Source organism: Aquiflexum gelatinilyticum (genome assembly GCF_024741135.1).
In the GTDB taxonomy this organism is placed as follows: Bacteria; Bacteroidota; Bacteroidia; order Cytophagales; family Cyclobacteriaceae; genus Cognataquiflexum; species Cognataquiflexum gelatinilyticum.
Genome location: NZ_JANSUY010000024.1, coordinates 14560 through 32342, shown reverse-complemented (window position 1 = coordinate 32342; position 17783 = coordinate 14560). Strand labels below are relative to the sequence as shown.

Genomic DNA, 17783 nt, shown 5'->3' with positions numbered 1-17783 from the left:
CCAAATTAATGGAAGATGGGCGAAATATACAGATTTCAAAACTAGGAGTTTTACAAATTCCTTAAACCATTTGTAAAGAATTAACTTTGATGTATTTAAAATCAGGAAGTATTATTTTGATCTGCCCTGCAAATACTTGACCAATCCTTTATTTATTTTTTTGATCAATCCTGGTCCCTCATAAATCATTCCGGTGTAAACCTGAACGAGTGAAGCGCCGGCCTCCAATTTATCGATGGCATCTTGGGCAGAGAAAATACCACCTACCCCAATTATGGGGAATGCTTTATTGGATTGACTGGAAAGGTATCTTATAACCTCAGTACTTCTTTTGGCAAGAACTTTTCCACTTACGCCACCCGCACCCATGGCCTCCACCTTAGAAGTGCCAGTTTTTAATTGTGACCTGTCAATGGTGGTATTGGTCGCTATGACGCCATCTATTTTGGTTTCGATGACGATCTCAATGATATCATCCAATTGGCCTACGGTGAGGTCCGGGGCAATTTTCAGGAGTATGGGTTTTGGTCTTGATTTTCTGGAATTCGCCTCTTTGACAGCGATCAGAAGTTTTTTTAAAGGCTCTTTTTCTTGAAGTTCCCGCAGATTGGGCGTATTTGGCGAACTTACATTGACCACAAAATAATCCACATAAGGATGTAAAGCATGGAGACAATAAAGGTAATCGTCGGCTGCTTTTTCGTTTGGAGTCAATTTGTTTTTTCCGATGTTCCCTCCGATGAGGACATCGGTTTTTACATCTTGGAGTCTTTTGATTGCTTCTTCCACGCCTCCGTTGTTAAATCCCATTCTATTGATCAGGGCCTCATCTTCTGGTAACCTGAATAACCGTGGCTGAGGATTGCCTTCCTGGGGTTTTGGAGTCAATGTTCCGATTTCAATAAACCCAAACCCCAACATGGCCATTTCATCGATCAGTTTGGCATCCTTATCAAAGCCTGCAGCAAGACCGACAGGATTTTTGAAGTGAAGTCCAAATACCTCTCTTTCCAAAATAGGATTTTGGTAATCAAAAATGCCCTCAATGATGTTTTTGATGAGGGGTATATTGAATGTTTTTTTTATCCAAGAAAAAGTAAAATGATGCGCGTCTTCCGGGTTTTTGACAAAAAGTATTGGTTTTAGCAAAGATTTATACACAATGATCGGGGTTTTTTCAATTCGCTAAATTAAATGAATTGCTCGGGAAAACAGAAGAAAATACGGCTTATTTCCTTGGATGAAACTCATTCAGTACCTGTCGCAGATAATCTCTGTCCAAATGGGTGTAAATCTCTGTGGTTGTGATACTTTCATGGCCGAGCATTTCCTGGACAGCACGGAGATCGGCCCCGCCTTCGATCAGGTGGGTCGCAAAACTGTGTCGAAAAGTATGGGGGCTAACATTTTTATTCAGCCCGATAGCCTCGACCTGTTTTTTTATGATGAGAAAAATCATCACGCGGCTAAGTTTTTTGCCGCGGCGGTTTAGAAAAACATATTGTTCATGACCTTTGACCGGTTCGACCTCTTTTCTTTTCTCTTCGACATAAAGTTTCAGGTACTTCAAAGCATCCCTTCCTATGGGAACCAGCCGCTCTTTATTGCCTTTTCCTATCACCCTTAGAAAACCGACATCTGCATAGACATTTCCAATCTTCAGGTCAGTCAATTCAGATACCCTCAATCCCGAACTGTACAGCACCTCCAACATAGCCCTGTTGCGATGACCTTCTTGCTCGCCGAGTGGAATGCTTTCAAGAATTTGGGTGATTTCGATATAACTGAGTGTGTCAGGAAGTTTGCGGCCTAGCTTTGGAGCTTCCAAAAGTTGGGCAGGGTCTTCGGATATACGGTCCTCATACATCAGGAAGCGGAAGAATGCTTTTATCCCCGAAATTATCCTTGCCTGTGTATATTCTGAAATTTCAAGTTCTGCGAGTCCATTCACAAAATATCGGAGGTGCTGTAGCTGTACCTCCGTGGGTTTGGTGTAGGGAAAATTCTTTTCCATATACCTGCTCAGTTTTTCCATATCCTGCTGGTAGGCTAGGATGGAGTTTTGGCTTAGGGAGCGCTCTAGCTTAAGGTAATGTTGGAACTGGCGGAGGGAAGCATCCCAATGGTTGGACATTTTTGATTTTTTGGGGTGAGTTTTTTTTTTAAAGAGGTAAAGAAAACATATAATTCTGACTCAAGCACTTCTGTGCCAAAAGCAGTATTCAGAAGATCTGAAGTGTGGAGTGGGCTGCAATCATATCAAAATCTCTGTCGAAATGCCACACCTTCAAATCGTGTTCAATTGCATACCATGCAATAAGGCAATCGTTACTTTTTCTAATCATTGCTCCTTTCTGTCTCAGTTCCAAATATAGATTTGCTGCTCCGATGGAGGCATCGTAGGGATCATTTATGAGTTGTTTCAATCCTGAAATTTTATCCTCCAAAATCTTGAACTCTTTCTTATTTCTGCAACCTTGGAGAAGTTCCTGGATTATGGGCGGGCAGACACAAATTCTATCTTCCAAAATTAACTCATAAAACCTGTCTGAGTCTTTATCCTCAGGATTATTCAGAAACGAAATCCACTTTGAGGTATCTACAAGAATATCCATATTTTAAATTGACCTCATTTCTTCAAGGTTTCCTTCCCATTTGATTTTTCCCCTGAGGTCGGCCAATTCCTGTAATTTGATTTTTCTTAAAAATTCCCTCAACGCAGTATCCACCACCTCTTTTTTTGTTTTGATGGATGTTTTTTGAAGAATTTCATTCATCAATTTTTCATCTATTTCTATATTGGTTCTCATGGAATACATATCTATACACAAAAATAATAATTTTTATACACAAAGACTGTCCTTTTCTTGGATTATCAAGTCAAACCATTTTAAAACAAAAGGTTTATCCTTTTTAAAACAAATCCTTCCTTAACTTTGAACTCAGATAACCACTAAACCTATTTTGCCTTGAAAATCATCATCATCAACGGCCCCAACCTCAATCTTTTGGGTAAAAGAGAACCTGAGATTTACGGGAGCACTTCTTTCGAAGAATTCTTTGACACGCTCAAAACCAAATTTTCCGAAATCGATCTCTCCTATTTCCAAAGTAATATTGAGGGAGAAATTATTGACAAAATCCATGAGGTGGGCTTTTCTTATGATGCGATTTTGCTCAATGCCGGTGGGTATACGCACACTTCGGTGGCCATTTCTGATGCAATAGCGGGAGTGAAAACCCCTGTGTTGGAAGTGCATATCTCAAACATCTATAAGCGTGAAGAGTTCCGTCACAAGAGTATCATCACCAAAGAATGTGTAGGCATGATTTCAGGCCTTGGACTAAAAGGCTATGAATTGGCTATCCGTTATTTTCTCAACAATTAATTGACCATGGTAACATTTGCTCCCGGACCTTCCAAAGTCTATGACAGTCTTCCAAAATACATGCAGGAAGCATACGAAAAAGGTATTTTGAGTGCCAATCACCGCTCTGCAGTATTTATGAACCTCTATCAGGAAACAGAAACCCTGATGAGAGAAAAGCTGCACATGCCCCATGATTACAAGCTGCTTTTCACTTCTTCAGCTACCGAAAATTGGGAGATTATTTCCCAATCTATTGTGCAGTCTGCAGGCTACCATATATTCTCTGGTTCTTTTGGCAAAAAATGGTACGAATATGCCAGGTATATCGAACCCAAAACATTTGCCCACAAGCTTGATGCAGACAAAACTGTCGACGTGGAATCATTACAAATCGGAGAGGAATTTGACCTGATCGCCATTACCCAAAATGAGACCTCTAATGCCACTCAGGTGACGAATGAGACAATCGCTGCGATTGCCAACAAGTATCCCGAAAAAATGATCGCTGTAGATACGACTTCTTCCATGGCAGGAATCGAGCTCGATTTTTCTTTGGCAGATATTTGGTATGCCTCAGTTCAAAAATGTTTTGGTCTTCCAGCAGGATTGGGGATTTTGATTGTTTCTCCCAAAGCCATTGCCAAGGCAAAAGACAAAGGGGAAAAAGGCAGGTACAACAGCCTGAATTTCATGTTGGAAAATGCAGAAATCTATCAGACCCATTACACGCCAAATGTTTTTGGAATATACCTGCTATACCGTGTGCTGCAGGATATGCCTGAAATCCAGCAAACCGACCAACAGACCAGGGACAGAATGAGGAAACTGGAAGATACCATTGCAAATACGTCCAAGCTGAGGATGCTTATCCAAAATCCCGAAGCCCGAAGCAGTACAGTATTGGCTATTTCAGGAAAGGAGGAATTCATCTCAGAAATCAAAAAAGCTGCAGAAAAGGAAGGAATGCAGTTGGGAAGCGGCTATGGTCCACTGAAGCCGACCAGCTTCAGAATTGCCAATTTCCCGGCCATCAATGACTCCGAATTTTCAAAGTTGGTGGATTTTCTAAAGAAATATTGACCGGATGTTTAATCTCAAAGAAATTTTCTCAGTTACACTGATTCTTTTTTCAGTGATTGATATTTTGGGATCAATTCCCATTGTCATCAATCTGAGGAAAAAAGTCGGCCATATCCAATCCGGCAAAGCAACCATAGCTGCAGGATTTTTGATGATCCTTTTTTTATTTTTTGGGGAATCTATCCTGAAATTGTTTGGTATCGGAGTAGATGACTTTGCCATTGCAGGTGCTTTGATCATTTTTGCCATCGGCGCAGAAATGATTTTAGGGATTGAGCTTTTCAAACCGGATCCTGAAGCTTCGACTACAAGTGCTTCCATTGTCCCGATTGCTTTTCCTCTAATAGCTGGTGCAGGAACCCTGACGACGATTTTGACCTTGAAAGCAGAATATACCCAAGCGAATATTGCCGTGGGGATGATCATCAACCTTGGGATAGTATATGCTGTTTTGAAAAGTACAAATTGGCTTGAAAGAAAATTGGGTAAGACAGGATTAGATGTTTTGAGGAGAATCTTTGGGATTATTCTCCTTTCGATTGCCATCAAGATTTTCAAAGGAGCGCTATTCACCGGAGAAATAGGTTGATTTTAAAAATTTTGACACGTTCATTCTATAGTATTTTATTGATTAGAGATTAAAAATAAATGATTTCAATTTTTACTGACGGAGCTGCGAAAGGAAATCCCGGTCCGGGGGGATATGGGGTGGTAATGAAATACAACCAACATCGGAAAGAACTTTCAGAGGGTTTTCGGTATACTACAAATAACCGAATGGAACTTTTGGCGGTCATCCGTGCACTTCAGGAGTTGAAGGTAAGAGACATTCCTGTTACCATATACTCTGACAGTAAATATGTTGTAGATGCTATTGAAAAGGGGTGGCTTTGGGGTTGGCAGAAAAAAGGATTTCAGGATAAAAAGAATCCCGATCTTTGGAAGCAATATATCCCTTTGCATGTCAAATATAAACCCAAATTGGTTTGGGTAAAGGGTCATGCGGGTCATCCTGAAAATGAACGCTGTGACCAATTGGCTGTTGCGGCGGCAGAAAAACCCAATCTTCCTCCAGATGAAGAATATGAAAGAGGAGGGTGATTCCTTCACCGTCCGATTCAGCAATTTCAACTTTAATTCCCTTGGTTTTTCTCCGCTTAATTTAAAATTATGAGCAATCATACCCCATTTCGGTTCAAGCAATTTTCTGTCAATCACGACCGTTGTGCAATGAAGGTGGGTACAGATGCAGTCCTTTTAGGAAGCATATCAGGTTCGGGAAATCCAAAAAGTATTTTAGAAATAGGAGTAGGGACTGGAGTTGTTTCATTAATGTTGGCGCAGAGATTTCCTGAGGCAAGAATCACAGGAGTTGAAATTGACAAAGAAGCTTGGGAGCAAGCTTCCGAAAATGCAAGGCAAAGTCCTTGGAAGGACAGGATTGAATTCAAACATATTTCATTTCAGGATTTTTGTGAGAACCAAGCCCAAAAATATGATCTGATTGTCAGTAACCCTCCCTTTTTTCCAAACCACCTAAAATCCCTCGACCCAAAGCGAAATCTTGCTTTGCACAATGATACACTTTCCTTTGGGGAATTGGTTTCTGGCGTTATTTCCCTTTTTCATCCATTTTCTGAGTTTTGGGCCATTTTACCACCTGTACAAATGGAAGAATTGGAAAAATTAATGGTCTCAAAAGGGTTGAGAATCCATACAAGAACCTTTATAAAGGATAATCCCGCAAAAAATATTCTTAGGGTAATTTTGGGATTTTCATTTTTAAATCATGCTATGTATTCGAAAGACATTTCGATCAAAGATAAAAATGGAAATTATTCAAAAGATTATTCCGAATTACTCAAAGAATTTCTGATTGTCTTTTAGTTTAAATTTAGCCCTAACAAGTAGATTTTTTTTTTTAAATCCAATATTGGTGTATTTTTAGCCCTGCATTAAGAATAATTTACATGGATAGAAGTAAGTTTGGGTTAATTTCATTGCTCCTTATTTTTTTTGGTATTTTCTCTTCCTGTGAGGAAGAAAGCCAAGTTACAACTTCACTGATTACAGAAGAAGTAATTTACCTGAGTGGAGAAAGAGCAAGGGTCCTTGGGAGGATTATTACCAATCAAAATGTTGCTGCAAGTGACCATGGTTTCTACATTTCGGAAAATGAATCATTTTCCCAACCGATAATCATCTCATTGGGAGAAAGGGTCGCTCCGGGGAGATTTATCGGAGAAACAAGCGAACTCGATATTCAAAAAAAATATTTTGTCAAATCTTTCATATCCCTTCCCGACGGGATCCAGTTTGGCAATGTGTTAGAAATCACCACCCTATCACCTGACGCTTTCAGTTTTTCACCGTTGAATGGTCCTGTAGGTACGACTGTCACCATCAAGGGGAAAAATTTCACAGCTGATACAAAAGTGTTTTTTGGTAACCGTCAGGCTCAGATCCTTAAAATAGATTTTGAATCACTGATCACCGCGATTGTACCCGGCAGTGGAACCATCGCACTGGAGGAAGTAAGGGTGGTTGTCCAAAATCAGGAAATTCTTCTCGAAGAGAAGTTTGAATATACGACCGGAAAGTTTACTCAACTACCTAATTTCCCTTCGAGTTTGAAGTTGTTCGATAACGTTTCTTTTCAGAATGGCCTTGAATTCTTCGCGGGATTGGGAGCAAATAACGGACAAACAATCAATTCCCAATTCTGGAAATATAGCCTATTGACAGGTAACTGGACTCAGGTTGATTTTCAGGGAGACCCTCTTTGGAGGGCTTTTAATAGCAGCAACTATTTTGGTGGCGGAGCTTTGGTTATCAGTCAAAACTCGTTGAGTTCACCTTCTACTGATTTTTGGAAATATGAAAACAATAATTTTATAAAGCTTCCTCCATTGCCCTTTACAGCAGTAAATTCTCTTTCATTTGAGTTGAATAATAAATTGTTTGTAGTGGGAGGGGCAGTTGGATTTGGGACTGATGTTTACAGGTTCAATATTTCTACAGGTCAATGGCAAAAAATTGCAAACTCTCCTTTTCCAGTCAATCGGACCGTATTGAATTTTAGCTACGATAACAAACAATACCTTGTTGATCCCGTCACCAAGGAGATTTATGCATTTGATGGAGACTTGGAGACATGGTCCTTTTATGGTATATATCCGGGAGATATCAATTCAGGGTCAGCTTTTGGTGTGACCATCGGGGACAGGGTGATCACGGGTATGGCCAATAGATCTCAGGAAGTTTGGGAATTGAATCTTTCGAATGGATTGTGGGTCCGCAAAAACATTTTTCCTGGAAACCCTATTGCAAGAAATGTTGGGGTTTATGTCCATGATAATCTTATTTATATTCTTAGAAGTGCAGAGGTACAGTTGGCTGTACCTATGGAGTTCTGGGTTCTTGATCCCTTTGGCCTATAAAAGTTGATTTATGAAGAAAACATTACCATATATTTTCCTTTTCCTCATCTTCGTATCAGGTGAGCTTTTTGCCCAGCAAAAAAATATTGTAGGAAGGGACATCGGCCAATTGAAGGATATCAAAATCAGTGGACGGCTTATCGATCAGATATCAGGAGATCCTCTTGTAGGAGCTACGGTTACTGTCAGGGAGCTTAATAAAACTGAAATCACCAACACCAATGGTACTTTTAACTTGGTGCTCGATAGAGCTGATTATATTCTGGAAATTCGGTATGTAGGATATGAAACTGTCATTTATCCATTTGTGGCAGTAGGAGACGGAAGGATAAGTCTGACAATGATCCAAGAGGATTTTACTTTGGATGATGTGGTGATTTATGGCCGTGATCCTGAAAAAAATATCAGAAGTACCGACATGGGAGCGATCAGTGTGAGTATGAATACATTGAAAGAACTCCCGCCGTTTTTGGGAGAAGTGGATATTATTAGGTCCCTAGCCACATTACCAGGAGTAAGTCAGGTAGGTGAAGCTTCCTCAGGCCTCAACGTAAGGGGAGGTGGGGCTGACCAAAACCTTATTCTTTTTGCAGGGGCGCCTATTTATAACCCTTCACACCTTTTTGGTTTGTTCACTGCTTTCAATCCGGATGTTGTCAATGATTTTGTTTTGTATAAAGCCATAATCCCAACCAAATTTGGTGGAAGAGGCTCCTCAATTCTGGACATAGCTCCCAAATCAGGAAGTTTGGATAAATGGGGTGGTGATATGATGGTCGGAACGGTTTCAGGTAAGTTATCAGTAAACGGTCCTGTGATCAAAGACAAACTTTCTGCAAAAATAGGATTTAGAGGCTCCTATATTAACTGGCTTTTAGGCGCCATGAACAACCCTGATCTCCGTTCCAGTCAGGCTAATTTCAATGACGTAAACGGGATTCTTTACGGCGAGATCAATGAAAACCACAATGTGACTTATAGCTTTTACCGAAGCTATGATGATTTTGCATTGGCATCGGATACGACAATATCATGGACCAACATGAGCCATACCGTTAGGTATCAAGGCAAATTTTCCGAAAGATTGGCTACGGATGTTGTTGGATATTACTCTAAATATGACTTTTCAATTTTTAACAAATCCGGGATCAACAATTTTGATCTTGAATCAGGGATAACCGACGTAGGATTAAGGCTGAACTTCACCTATGCTTTGGGAGAAAACAACAGGGTCTCTTTTGGTGGTGACACAAAAAACATCACCATTAGACCAGGAGAACTTATTCCCGGAACATCTGAAGGTGAATCAACGATATTGCCTAAAAAAGTACAAGACGAATTTGCAAGAGAATCAGGGTTTTATCTTCAACATGAACTTGAATTTGGTCAGAAAATAGGTGTGTCTTATGGCATCAGGTATGATATGTACCAATACTATGGTCCAAGAACAGTTAAAGAATATGCACCTAATCTGCCACTCAACGAAGGAAACGTCATTGGTGAAAGAACCTATGCATCTGGAGAAACAATTCAGACTTATGATGGTTGGGGGCCAAGAGCTTCGTTGAGGTATTCATTGGATTCCAAGACTTCAATAAAGGCAGGATATAATAAAATGTATCAATTCATTCATTTGGTTTCAAACACAGCTACCATTGCGCCAACAGATGTCTGGAAGTTGAGTGATCAGTTTTTTAAGCCACAGATCGTAGACCAATATTCTTTGGGAATATATAAGAATCTAAAAGGAAATATTTTTGAGACTTCGATTGAGGTGTATTACAAGGAAATTGATAACGTGTTGGAATATAAAGACGGTGCCAGGCTTTTGTTGCAACAAAATCTCGAAACCGAAATTGTCCCCGGTCAAGGTCAGGCATATGGAGTGGAGGTTTATGTAAAAAAGAATCTTGGGAGAACCACAGGATGGGCAAGTTATACCTATTCCAGATCTTTGAGAAGGGTTATAACACCGTTTGAAGAAGAGATTATCAATGATGGAGAATGGTTTGCTTCCAACTTTGACAAACCGCACGACTTGACCCTAATAGGAAATTATAAATTGGCGACCAATGCCTCAATCTCTGCGACTTTCTCCTACAGCACAGGAAGACCTGTTTCTTTTCCTGAAGCAAAATTTGACTTCGCTGGAAATTCCCTGGCATTTTTCAAAGAAAGAAATACCCAAAGAATCCCTGATTTCCACAGATTGGATCTTTCTTTGAATTTTAAATTGAAAGGAAATACCAAGTTCCATGACGGTGATTGGACTTTTGCGGTAATGAATGTCTACGGCAGAAAAAATCCATTCTCGGTATTCTTTGCTGACCAAGCAGGATCTCCTCCACAATCGTATATATTGGCTATTCTTGGAGTACCTTTCCCAACCCTAAGTTATTCGCTTAAATTCTGATCGTGATGTTGAAAAGATTGCTATACTTATTGCTTTTATTACCTATTTCCTGCATTGAACCCTATAAGGTGGAGCTGCCCCAAGGAGAACAATTGTTAACTGTAGATGGATTTGTGACGACAGAACCCGGGCCACATATTATCAGGTTGACAAGGAGTGATACATATGGAAGTGTTTTTGAAGGACTTATCAGGCCTGTTTCTCAAGCTGGGGTTGCCATTCGTGATAGTGAAGGGAATGTTGTTTTTCTGACTGAAACTGAGGAGCGTGGCGTCTATCAAACCCCCGCTGATTTTCAGGCAAGAGTTGGGATTTCTTATTCTTTGCTTATTGAGCTTCAAGATGGGAAATCTTACACATCTTTGCCTGAAAAGGTAAATTCGGTTCCCGAGATAGAGTCCTTGACTTACAGAGCTATCCAAGTCAAAACTGCAAACAGGCTACAGGATAAGATTGGGGTACAGATTTTTACTCAATTTAGAGATCCGAGTGACCAGACAAACTTTTATTATTGGAGACAGAACAGAGGATCATTTGTTGTTGTAGCAAATCCTGAATTGTACACTTTACCTCCGGACCATCCTACCAATCCAAGAGGTTCTGCTCCAAAAGATTGCTGCTCGACTTGTTATTTGGAGGAGCAATCTAGGATTCAGACTTTTGCTTTAGCCTCAGATATTGATTTTAATGGCCTCAGTCAAAACATTCCGGTAGCTTTCATAGAAGATGATGGCTTAAGATTCAAGGATACCTATCGGGCTGAAATCCTGCAAATGTCTGTGTCAAGAGAAGCACATCGGTTTTTGAGACTGATTGAACAGCAGATAAGCCTGACAGGAAGTGTATTTGACCAGCCTCCTGCCAACATCAGGGGAAATATCATCAGCTTGGATGACCCTGATGAAACTGTTTTGGGTTATTTTATAGCAGCTTCAGTTTCAAATAAAGAAGTATTCATTCAGCGGAATAACCTTGAGTTTTTGCAAACCCCAAAAATAATTCCTGACGATTGTCTTACCGTCAGGGGAGCTACCTTGAATCCTCCTGCAAGTTGGAATTCTGATAATTGAAAAAACCTTGACTAAAAGGAATTAAAGGACATGGATTCACAATCCATGTCCTTTTTCTTGAGCAACAAAACCTTATATCATTGAATGTTCGGCTTTTCAATTTCCTCGAAAAAAACACCTTCACTTTTCATCGCTTCCAAAATCGGATTGTAAAATTCCTGATCGATAGGAATCTGCAATCCTCTTGATTTGATTTTTCCATCTAAAAATAAATCCACAGCAATGGCAAGTGGTAGTCCGACGGTTTTTGCCATTGCGGTATATTCTTGGTTTTCACCTATGCAGACCAAACTCGAAATAATTTCCTTGGTTCCAAAAGCTCCATTTATAATAAATTGATGTTGAAGCACAACCATGTCCTTGTCTTTGGGACTCAGTTGCCACTTTTCTTCCAATATTTTCTGAAGTAAAGCAGCTGGACTTCCGGAGGTTTTGGGAAGTGTTTTATTGGAAAAAAATCCCAGCCATTCCAATTTTGATAGTATTTCAATATTAATATTCGGAAGGTATTCCTGAAGTTTTTCTTCTACTGTTTTGGAAGAGTGGTAGGGTAGGAAAGTATTGAGAAAACCCCTGTAGGTTAAGTCTGCTTTAAAATCTATCTGATATGAATCATCTGTCATCCCCAACTGAACAAAAACATCCCAAGCCTGACAAAAGCCCGACCTTCGGAGTGTACCCCTGAGAAGGGTAGAAATATTGTCCAAACCATAAATGGTCTTATACTTTAAAGAATCCCTGTTCGCATAGCCATCAAATTCACCTGCTTGGGTAAAATTCACAGTTTCAAGTCTTTCAAAAAGCTTGTGGTACGGGATACATTTGATCTGTCCAGCCTGAAAATATCTTGAAACGCCCTGACCTGCCAAGACTACATTTCTGGGATTCCATGTGAATTTATATTTCCAGGGATTGTCTTCGCTTTCGGGTGCCAGAACCCCACCGCAAAAAGATTTAAAGGAGAGTATTTCATTGCCTTTTGCTTTCTCCTGTTCAATGATTTTCATGGCAGACATGTGGTCTATTCCTGGATCAAGACCGCATTCATTGAGGAAAAGGAGGTTTTTGACCTTGATTTCGGAAGCAAGCTTTCTCAACTCCTCAGATTCATAAGAGGCAGTAAAAAAGTGTTTACCCAATGCAAGACAGTCTTTTGCGATGACCGAATGCAAAAAAGCCGGTAACATGGATATCACGATATCTGATTTTTGAATCCATGACGATCTTTCTTCAGGATTATCAATATCAATGGCTACAGCTGTGGCAAATGGATTTGATTTGATCTTTTCGGCAGCAATTTTAACCGAAACGTCTGCTACAATTACTTTTCTGTTCTTTATGCCGGCACTATCCAATAGAAAATCTATTAAATAAGAAGATGATTTACCGGCACCGATGATTAAAATGGTTTGCATAAAGTCATGAAAAGATTATCAATTCCCGAAATTGTAAAAAAAGGATGAAGGCTAAAAATCAAATAGGCTTAATTAGGAAAATAGTGCATTTCCCATTTTTTTTTTGTTAATTCCATCCCTTTTTACACCGGATAATGAATAAAAAAATTGAAGTGACCGCCTCATTGGAGGTAATAGCAAAAAATGATTGGACAGTGGAAGAAGCGACACTTATTTTGAAAGCAAAAGAAATTTTGGAGCTTGCACATGCCCCCTATTCCAAGTTTCTTGTGGGTGCATCTTTATTGCTTGAAAATGGGGAAATTTTTTCGGCCAATAATCAGGAAAATGTTTCCTTTCCTGTCGGTGTTTGTGCAGAAAGGGCTGTTTTGAGCTATGTGATGGGAAATTTTCCAAATACCAAACCAATCAAGATCGCAATTGCTGCCAAGCGAATGGGTGAGAAAGGGTATGCTTATGTAACTCCATGTGGGATGTGTAGGCAGATGATCAATGAATATGAGATAAAGTTTGGTAGCTCCATCGAAATATTGATGCTTAACGGACAAGAAGAGATATTGAAAGCTAAGGGGATCGAACATCTTTTACCCTTTAGGTTCCACAATCTGAACGGCTAAATGAAAGCTTCCATCACTTATCGGCACAGAGGACACTATCATATGTCCCACCTTCCCAACAGAAATGAAAATGAAATTATATTTGTCCTTCATGGTTATGGCCAATTGGCAGAATTTTTTCTTAAAAAACTAGAGCCGATTTTCAGAGAGGAGAGATTGATTATAGTTCCGGAAGCCACAAATTACGCTTATCAAAAGGGATTTTCAGGAAGGGTAGGAGCAATTTGGATGACTAGCCATGAAAGAGAAACTGCGATCGAGAATAATAATAATTATTTGAATTCAGTTTTGGAATCAGTTTTGATTAAGTATGAGGTGATGCCCTCCATTAAGGTTTTTGGATTTTCTCAGGGAGCAGCTACAGCCACCCGGTGGGTTAGTCAATTGGCTGTCCAAGTTGATAAACTTGTTTTATGGAGTGGGGGATTTGCCCATGACCTAAACATTACTCAGGCTGGGGAAAAGCTGAAAAAAACAGAGGTAATTGTAGTTTTGGGGGATGAAGATCCAATGATTACTGATGAATCGATTCAAAAACAAAATGAATTTATTGCAACTTTACCTTTTGAAGTAACAAGGGTAGAATTTAAAGGTGGCCATGATTTAGATTTACCGACTCTGAGAAGTATTTTTGCATGACCGCTCATGTTACAGTTTAGATGGCAAAAAATTTGATTTAATCCGACAGTTATTTAATTTTCTTAAAAATTTATTTTAATTCTAACATGCTTACCCTATCTGAAAAAGAAGTAGAGAAAATAGCAGTGCAGCTGCTTAAGGGAATGATTTGTTTTTATCAATTAGACAATAAAAAAATCTATCAACTCCCCGATGATGAGGATTATTTCAATTACGATTTGACTCCTGAAGAAGAAGATATCCTGGATGAGATTGAGGATAATCCGGATAATTTTGCGGAATTCGTGAAAATGGAGCCAAACCAAGAACATCAGATGATGGAGAGGTTTGCTGATAGAATTGTCAAAGAAAGGGTTTTTCAGGATGAATTGGTCAATGCATTGAGTAAACCCAAAGCAGCGACTGCGTTCAAGTTTTTGATTGATAGCTCAGGAAAATATAATGAAGTATGGAAAGAATTCAGACTTCAAAATTATAAAGACTGGATAAAAGAACAGATAGACAGCTTCAATTATGCAGAAGATTAAAAAAGAAGGGGCCAATTATGGCCCTTTCTTTTTTTATAAGGTTTTTCAAAATCGAATTAATTCGTTTTTATCCATCTCCAAAGTGTTTTGTAATTCACCTTGCTGCCATGCATCAATATGCCGATTCGGTAGACTTTTCCTGCCACCCACGTACTGAAAAAGAATCCCAAAATCAATAGAGACATTGAAAGTGCTAGATCAAATAAGGGAACACCATAACTTACTCTTCCCATCATCGCAATGGGTGAAGTGAATGGTATGATAGAAAGCCAGAATGAGACATTGCTGTTGGGATCATTAAGGACAAAAACAAACAAACCCAAATATCCGATCAACAGAGGAATTGTAATGGGAAGCATAAACTGTTGGGCTTCGGATGGTGCATCCACTGCTGCTCCAACTGCTGCAAAAAAAGCTCCATACAGGAGGTAGCCTCCCAAGAAATAGAATATAAAGGTCAGGGTCAATTGAATAAAGTCAACCCCATTGATAACCGCAATGATGTTTTGAAGATTGCTTTGACTATCCATCATTTGACCGATTTCAGGGTTTGCAAGCTCCATCGCTTGTTGTTGTGGCATCTGTACGCCAAAATATCCCATGACTATGGAGGAAATTCCCCCAATCAATACAACCCATATTAAAAACTGGGTCAGGCCAACTGCGCCGATTCCAATAATCTTTCCTGACATCAGTTGGAATGGTTTGATCGAGGAAACAAGGATTTCTATGATTCGGCTTGATTTTTCTTCGATGACGCCTTGCATGATTTGATTGCCATATATAAATATGAACATATAGATCATGATTCCTGCAAGGAATCCAATGGCATAATTTACCGTAGCGTCGGTGACTTTTTCTTCACCGCTATTATCCAGCGTGATAGCTTGGATTGATACTTTGGTGCGGTATGCGTTTATGGCTTCAGGACTAATTCCCGATTCAAAAAGACGCTGCTCCTCAATTCGCCTTTTTAAGGCTGATTCCAGAAAGGAAATCAGGTTCATACTTGGGTTTTTTTCCCCATAATAAGTTATGCCTTTCGGACTGCTGAGATCGATTTTTGGAATATAAAGGAAACCAAAACGATCCCCGTCATTTACCATTTTTTTTCCTTCATCTGTACTTATTTTGGAAAAAGAAAAGGCGTATTGCTCGGAGCTTTCTATGAAAAAGATATTGTTTTCATCAACGACTTCAATGATCTGAAGGGAAGGATTCTCTGATTCTCCAATGGAAATCCATAAAAAAATCCCCATGATGGAAGGGAAAATCAAGGGAGTCAACAAGGTGGCTAAAAGGAAAGATTTCTTTTGCACCCGTGAAAGGTATTCTCTTTGTATGACCAGCCAAATTTTATTCATAGGAATGATTTTTAATCTGTTGGATAAAGATTTCCTCCATAGTTGGAAGGATTTCTCTGAATCCTAGCAGTTCGCCATATTGCATCAACATTTGCAAAGTGCTATTGGGAGATTCCTGTCCAAGTGGTATCTTGAAGATTGTGTTTCCGTTGACTTGGCTGGCATTCCAACTTTCCGGAAGTGTTTCATTGATTCCTGAAAGAATCACCTCATAGGTGTTGGGTCTAAACATCTGTTTGACCGCAGTAAGCCTTCCTTCCAATATTTTATTTGACCGGTGGATCATAGCTATCTGATCGCAGAGAAGCTCTACGGATTCCATTCTATGGGTGGATAACACAACAGTAATGCCCTTATTTTTCAGCTCAATAATTTCATTTTTGATGATTTCAGCATTAAGAGGGTCAAAGCCTGAGAAAGGCTCATCCAAAATCAGGAGTTCAGGTTCGTGAATTATGGTTGAAATAAATTGGACCTTTTGAGCCATTCCTTTGGAAAGATCATCGATTCTTTTGTCTCGCCATGAGCTGATATCCATTTTTTTTAACCAAAAGGCGACCCTCTCTTTTGCCAAGGCCGCAGGCATATCTTTGAGTCTGGCAAAATACACCAATTGGTCCCAGACCTTCATTTTTTTATACAACCCTCTTTCTTCAGGTAGATATCCTATTTGGGAGATGTGCTTTGGCTGGAGGATTTCCCCATTAAAATAAACTTCTCCTGAATCCCCTTCTATGATTTGGTTGATGATTCTGATCAAAGTAGTTTTTCCCGCTCCATTAGGACCTAGAAGGCCAAAAATCCCACCCTTTGGAATTGTCAAACTGATGTTGTTTAGGGCTTTTTGGTTCCCATAACTTTTGTTCAGATTTCTGATTTCAAGAATTTCCAAGATTAAATGAGTTTTGCTAAAAATAGAAAAAAAATCCGGTTTGCTTCATTACTTAATCGTAACCGACCCAACCGATACATCAATGGTGAAACTCATTAGATTTTCACTGTTTGCCCTGTATGCTTTACTTGCATAGGTGTTGTTTCCGAGGTCTTTCAAGTGCTTTGGAATATATGTCCTGCACATGGGTGTAGAGGTGATTTTCAGGATATAGGGATTATTTTCACTTGGTAGTTGAATATTTACTTTTCCCACACCGACCATTGCCTTGATGTTGCATGGTTCAGCCATTTTATCAGAAAACGACAGATTCAATGTCCCATAATTGGATTCAAAAATCATTTCTTTTGCATTGGTAAAATTGAGGTTGTCAGCTTCTAGATTTCCCATATTGATGGCTACGGAAAGTGTATCCATTTTTACGGAATTGGCAAAGTTTTTACTGTAGTCAAGTTTGATGTCTGCACTTGTGGATTTGATCATGCAGTTGGATATAGGCAAATGGGATAAATCCAATGAAGCATAGCCAATCCCAAAATAAAAATGGAGATTATAAAGATTGTGTGAGTTTAGACCTACATCCCATTTGTGGTCAAAGTCCTCATTAGAGCTGGAAAAAAGCTTATAGGAAAGACTTTTTCCAAGGTTTTCAGACTCGACATTTCTGTGAGAAAGATTTGCAAATAGCACATCTTCCTTAATTCTATATGAAAATGAAGGAAGGATATTCACTTTATTGAGTTCTGAATAGATCGTCAAGGGACCTTCAATCTGAGCTCTTTTAATGTCAGATGTTCCTTTGTAAACGTTGAAATCTAAGTATACAAGGTTGTAGCCGTTTTTCTCTTCGACTTTGAACTCCTTAGTAATTTGGGCATCGGACCAAGACGTACTTCCCAGAACCAATCCAATTAGTAAGCAAAATTTGTTCAACATACGGTAAGGTTACGGCGAT

Annotated in this window: 19 protein-coding genes; 11 read left to right on the top strand and 8 right to left on the bottom strand. The window is 39.4% G+C overall.

Annotated features, from left to right (window positions below):
- Positions 1-111: 111 nt before the first annotated feature.
- From NU887_RS18995 to NU887_RS18980, 4 genes are all read right to left on the bottom strand, one after another.
- A complete protein-coding gene (locus NU887_RS18995) occupies positions 112-1161 on the bottom strand; it encodes a quinone-dependent dihydroorotate dehydrogenase (RefSeq protein ID WP_258424970.1) in 1050 nt (349 codons plus the stop codon).
- Between the two features lie 67 nt (positions 1162-1228).
- Positions 1229-2134, bottom strand: a complete 906-nt coding sequence (xerD, locus tag NU887_RS18990) for a site-specific tyrosine recombinase XerD (RefSeq protein WP_258424969.1) — start codon at positions 2132-2134, stop codon at positions 1229-1231.
- Positions 2135-2222: 88 nt separating this feature from the next.
- Positions 2223-2615 (bottom strand): type II toxin-antitoxin system VapC family toxin, encoded by a 393-nt coding sequence (gene vapC, locus NU887_RS18985; protein WP_258424968.1) that lies wholly within the window; start codon positions 2613-2615, stop codon positions 2223-2225.
- Positions 2616-2618: 3 nt separating this feature from the next.
- The gene (locus NU887_RS18980) at positions 2619-2810 is read right to left on the bottom strand and encodes a type II toxin-antitoxin system VapB family antitoxin (protein WP_258424967.1); all 192 of its coding nucleotides are present in this window, start codon (positions 2808-2810) and stop codon (positions 2619-2621) included.
- Between the two features lie 159 nt (positions 2811-2969).
- On the opposite strand from NU887_RS18980, the gene aroQ reads away from it, so the two are divergent.
- The 8 genes from aroQ (at position 2970) to NU887_RS18940 (ending at position 11374) form a co-directional block, all read left to right on the top strand.
- Positions 2970-3389 carry a type II 3-dehydroquinate dehydratase gene (aroQ, locus tag NU887_RS18975; protein ID WP_113925061.1) on the top strand — a complete coding sequence of 140 codons (420 nt, stop codon included), beginning with the start codon at positions 2970-2972 and terminating at the stop codon, positions 3387-3389.
- 6 nt (positions 3390-3395) lie between these two features.
- Positions 3396-4451: an aminotransferase class V-fold PLP-dependent enzyme gene (locus NU887_RS18970; RefSeq protein WP_258424966.1), complete on the top strand. Its 1056-nt coding sequence runs from the start codon at positions 3396-3398 to the stop codon at positions 4449-4451.
- 4 nt (positions 4452-4455) lie between these two features.
- On the top strand, positions 4456-5040 hold the full coding sequence (locus tag NU887_RS18965) for a MarC family protein (RefSeq protein WP_258424965.1): 585 nt from the start codon (positions 4456-4458) through the stop codon (positions 5038-5040).
- 59 nt (positions 5041-5099) lie between these two features.
- On the top strand, positions 5100-5552 hold the full coding sequence (gene rnhA / locus NU887_RS18960) for a ribonuclease HI (protein WP_258424964.1): 453 nt from the start codon (positions 5100-5102) through the stop codon (positions 5550-5552).
- Between the two features lie 69 nt (positions 5553-5621).
- Positions 5622-6338, top strand: coding sequence for a tRNA1(Val) (adenine(37)-N6)-methyltransferase (locus NU887_RS18955; RefSeq protein WP_258424963.1), 717 nt, complete (start codon positions 5622-5624; stop codon positions 6336-6338).
- Positions 6339-6421: 83 nt separating this feature from the next.
- A complete protein-coding gene (locus NU887_RS18950; protein ID WP_258424962.1) occupies positions 6422-7891 on the top strand; it encodes an IPT/TIG domain-containing protein in 1470 nt (489 codons plus the stop codon).
- Positions 7892-7901: 10 nt separating this feature from the next.
- Positions 7902-10304 (top strand): TonB-dependent receptor, encoded by a 2403-nt coding sequence (locus NU887_RS18945; protein ID WP_258424961.1) that lies wholly within the window; start codon positions 7902-7904, stop codon positions 10302-10304.
- Positions 10305-10309: 5 nt separating this feature from the next.
- Positions 10310-11374: a DUF4249 domain-containing protein gene (locus tag NU887_RS18940; RefSeq protein ID WP_258424960.1), complete on the top strand. Its 1065-nt coding sequence runs from the start codon at positions 10310-10312 to the stop codon at positions 11372-11374.
- Positions 11375-11451: 77 nt separating this feature from the next.
- On the opposite strand, the gene NU887_RS18935 is transcribed toward NU887_RS18940, so the two are convergent.
- Positions 11452-12789 carry a saccharopine dehydrogenase C-terminal domain-containing protein gene (locus tag NU887_RS18935; RefSeq protein ID WP_258424959.1) on the bottom strand — a complete coding sequence of 446 codons (1338 nt, stop codon included), beginning with the start codon at positions 12787-12789 and terminating at the stop codon, positions 11452-11454.
- Between the two features lie 134 nt (positions 12790-12923).
- Here NU887_RS18935 and NU887_RS18930 point away from each other — a divergent pair, with 134 nt between their 5' ends.
- The 3 genes from NU887_RS18930 to NU887_RS18920 all read left to right on the top strand — a co-directional run bounded on the left by NU887_RS18930 (position 12924) and on the right by NU887_RS18920 (position 14572).
- Positions 12924-13406 carry a cytidine deaminase gene (locus NU887_RS18930; RefSeq protein ID WP_258424958.1) on the top strand — a complete coding sequence of 161 codons (483 nt, stop codon included), beginning with the start codon at positions 12924-12926 and terminating at the stop codon, positions 13404-13406.
- Entirely contained in the window at positions 13407-14045 is a 639-nt protein-coding gene (locus tag NU887_RS18925) for an alpha/beta hydrolase (protein WP_258424957.1), read from the top strand.
- Between the two features lie 86 nt (positions 14046-14131).
- Positions 14132-14572, top strand: a complete 441-nt coding sequence (locus tag NU887_RS18920) for a UPF0158 family protein (protein ID WP_258424956.1) — start codon at positions 14132-14134, stop codon at positions 14570-14572.
- 56 nt (positions 14573-14628) lie between these two features.
- Here NU887_RS18920 and NU887_RS18915 read toward each other — a convergent pair whose 3' ends face one another.
- Genes NU887_RS18915 through NU887_RS18905 form a run of 3 tightly spaced genes read right to left on the bottom strand, consistent with a single transcriptional unit; the run spans position 14629 to position 17764 of the window.
- Positions 14629-15936 (bottom strand): ABC transporter permease, encoded by a 1308-nt coding sequence (locus tag NU887_RS18915; protein WP_258424955.1) that lies wholly within the window; start codon positions 15934-15936, stop codon positions 14629-14631.
- Entirely contained in the window at positions 15929-16828 is a 900-nt protein-coding gene (locus NU887_RS18910) for an ABC transporter ATP-binding protein (protein WP_258424954.1), read from the bottom strand. Before NU887_RS18910 ends, NU887_RS18915 begins: the two co-directional genes overlap by 8 nt.
- Positions 16829-16876: 48 nt before the next feature.
- Positions 16877-17764, bottom strand: coding sequence for a hypothetical protein (locus NU887_RS18905; protein WP_258424953.1), 888 nt, complete (start codon positions 17762-17764; stop codon positions 16877-16879).
- Positions 17765-17783: the final 19 nt, after the last annotated feature.

Coding starts and splice junctions, on each gene's coding strand:
- xerD (WP_258424969.1), bottom strand. CDS start 2,134: ATGTCCAACCATTGGGATGCTTCCCTCCGCCAGTTCCAACATTACCTT.
- vapC (WP_258424968.1), bottom strand. CDS start 2,615: ATGGATATTCTTGTAGATACCTCAAAGTGGATTTCGTTTCTGAATAAT.
- NU887_RS18980 (WP_258424967.1), bottom strand. CDS start 2,810: ATGAGAACCAATATAGAAATAGATGAAAAATTGATGAATGAAATTCTT.
- NU887_RS18970 (WP_258424966.1), top strand. CDS start 3,396: ATGGTAACATTTGCTCCCGGACCTTCCAAAGTCTATGACAGTCTTCCA.
- NU887_RS18965 (WP_258424965.1), top strand. CDS start 4,456: ATGTTTAATCTCAAAGAAATTTTCTCAGTTACACTGATTCTTTTTTCA.
- rnhA (WP_258424964.1), top strand. CDS start 5,100: ATGATTTCAATTTTTACTGACGGAGCTGCGAAAGGAAATCCCGGTCCG.
- NU887_RS18955 (WP_258424963.1), top strand. CDS start 5,622: ATGAGCAATCATACCCCATTTCGGTTCAAGCAATTTTCTGTCAATCAC.
- NU887_RS18950 (WP_258424962.1), top strand. CDS start 6,422: ATGGATAGAAGTAAGTTTGGGTTAATTTCATTGCTCCTTATTTTTTTT.
- NU887_RS18945 (WP_258424961.1), top strand. CDS start 7,902: ATGAAGAAAACATTACCATATATTTTCCTTTTCCTCATCTTCGTATCA.
- NU887_RS18940 (WP_258424960.1), top strand. CDS start 10,310: ATGTTGAAAAGATTGCTATACTTATTGCTTTTATTACCTATTTCCTGC.
- NU887_RS18935 (WP_258424959.1), bottom strand. CDS start 12,789: ATGCAAACCATTTTAATCATCGGTGCCGGTAAATCATCTTCTTATTTA.
- NU887_RS18930 (WP_258424958.1), top strand. CDS start 12,924: ATGAATAAAAAAATTGAAGTGACCGCCTCATTGGAGGTAATAGCAAAA.
- NU887_RS18925 (WP_258424957.1), top strand. CDS start 13,407: ATGAAAGCTTCCATCACTTATCGGCACAGAGGACACTATCATATGTCC.
- NU887_RS18920 (WP_258424956.1), top strand. CDS start 14,132: ATGCTTACCCTATCTGAAAAAGAAGTAGAGAAAATAGCAGTGCAGCTG.
- NU887_RS18915 (WP_258424955.1), bottom strand. CDS start 15,936: ATGAATAAAATTTGGCTGGTCATACAAAGAGAATACCTTTCACGGGTG.
- NU887_RS18905 (WP_258424953.1), bottom strand. CDS start 17,764: ATGTTGAACAAATTTTGCTTACTAATTGGATTGGTTCTGGGAAGTACG.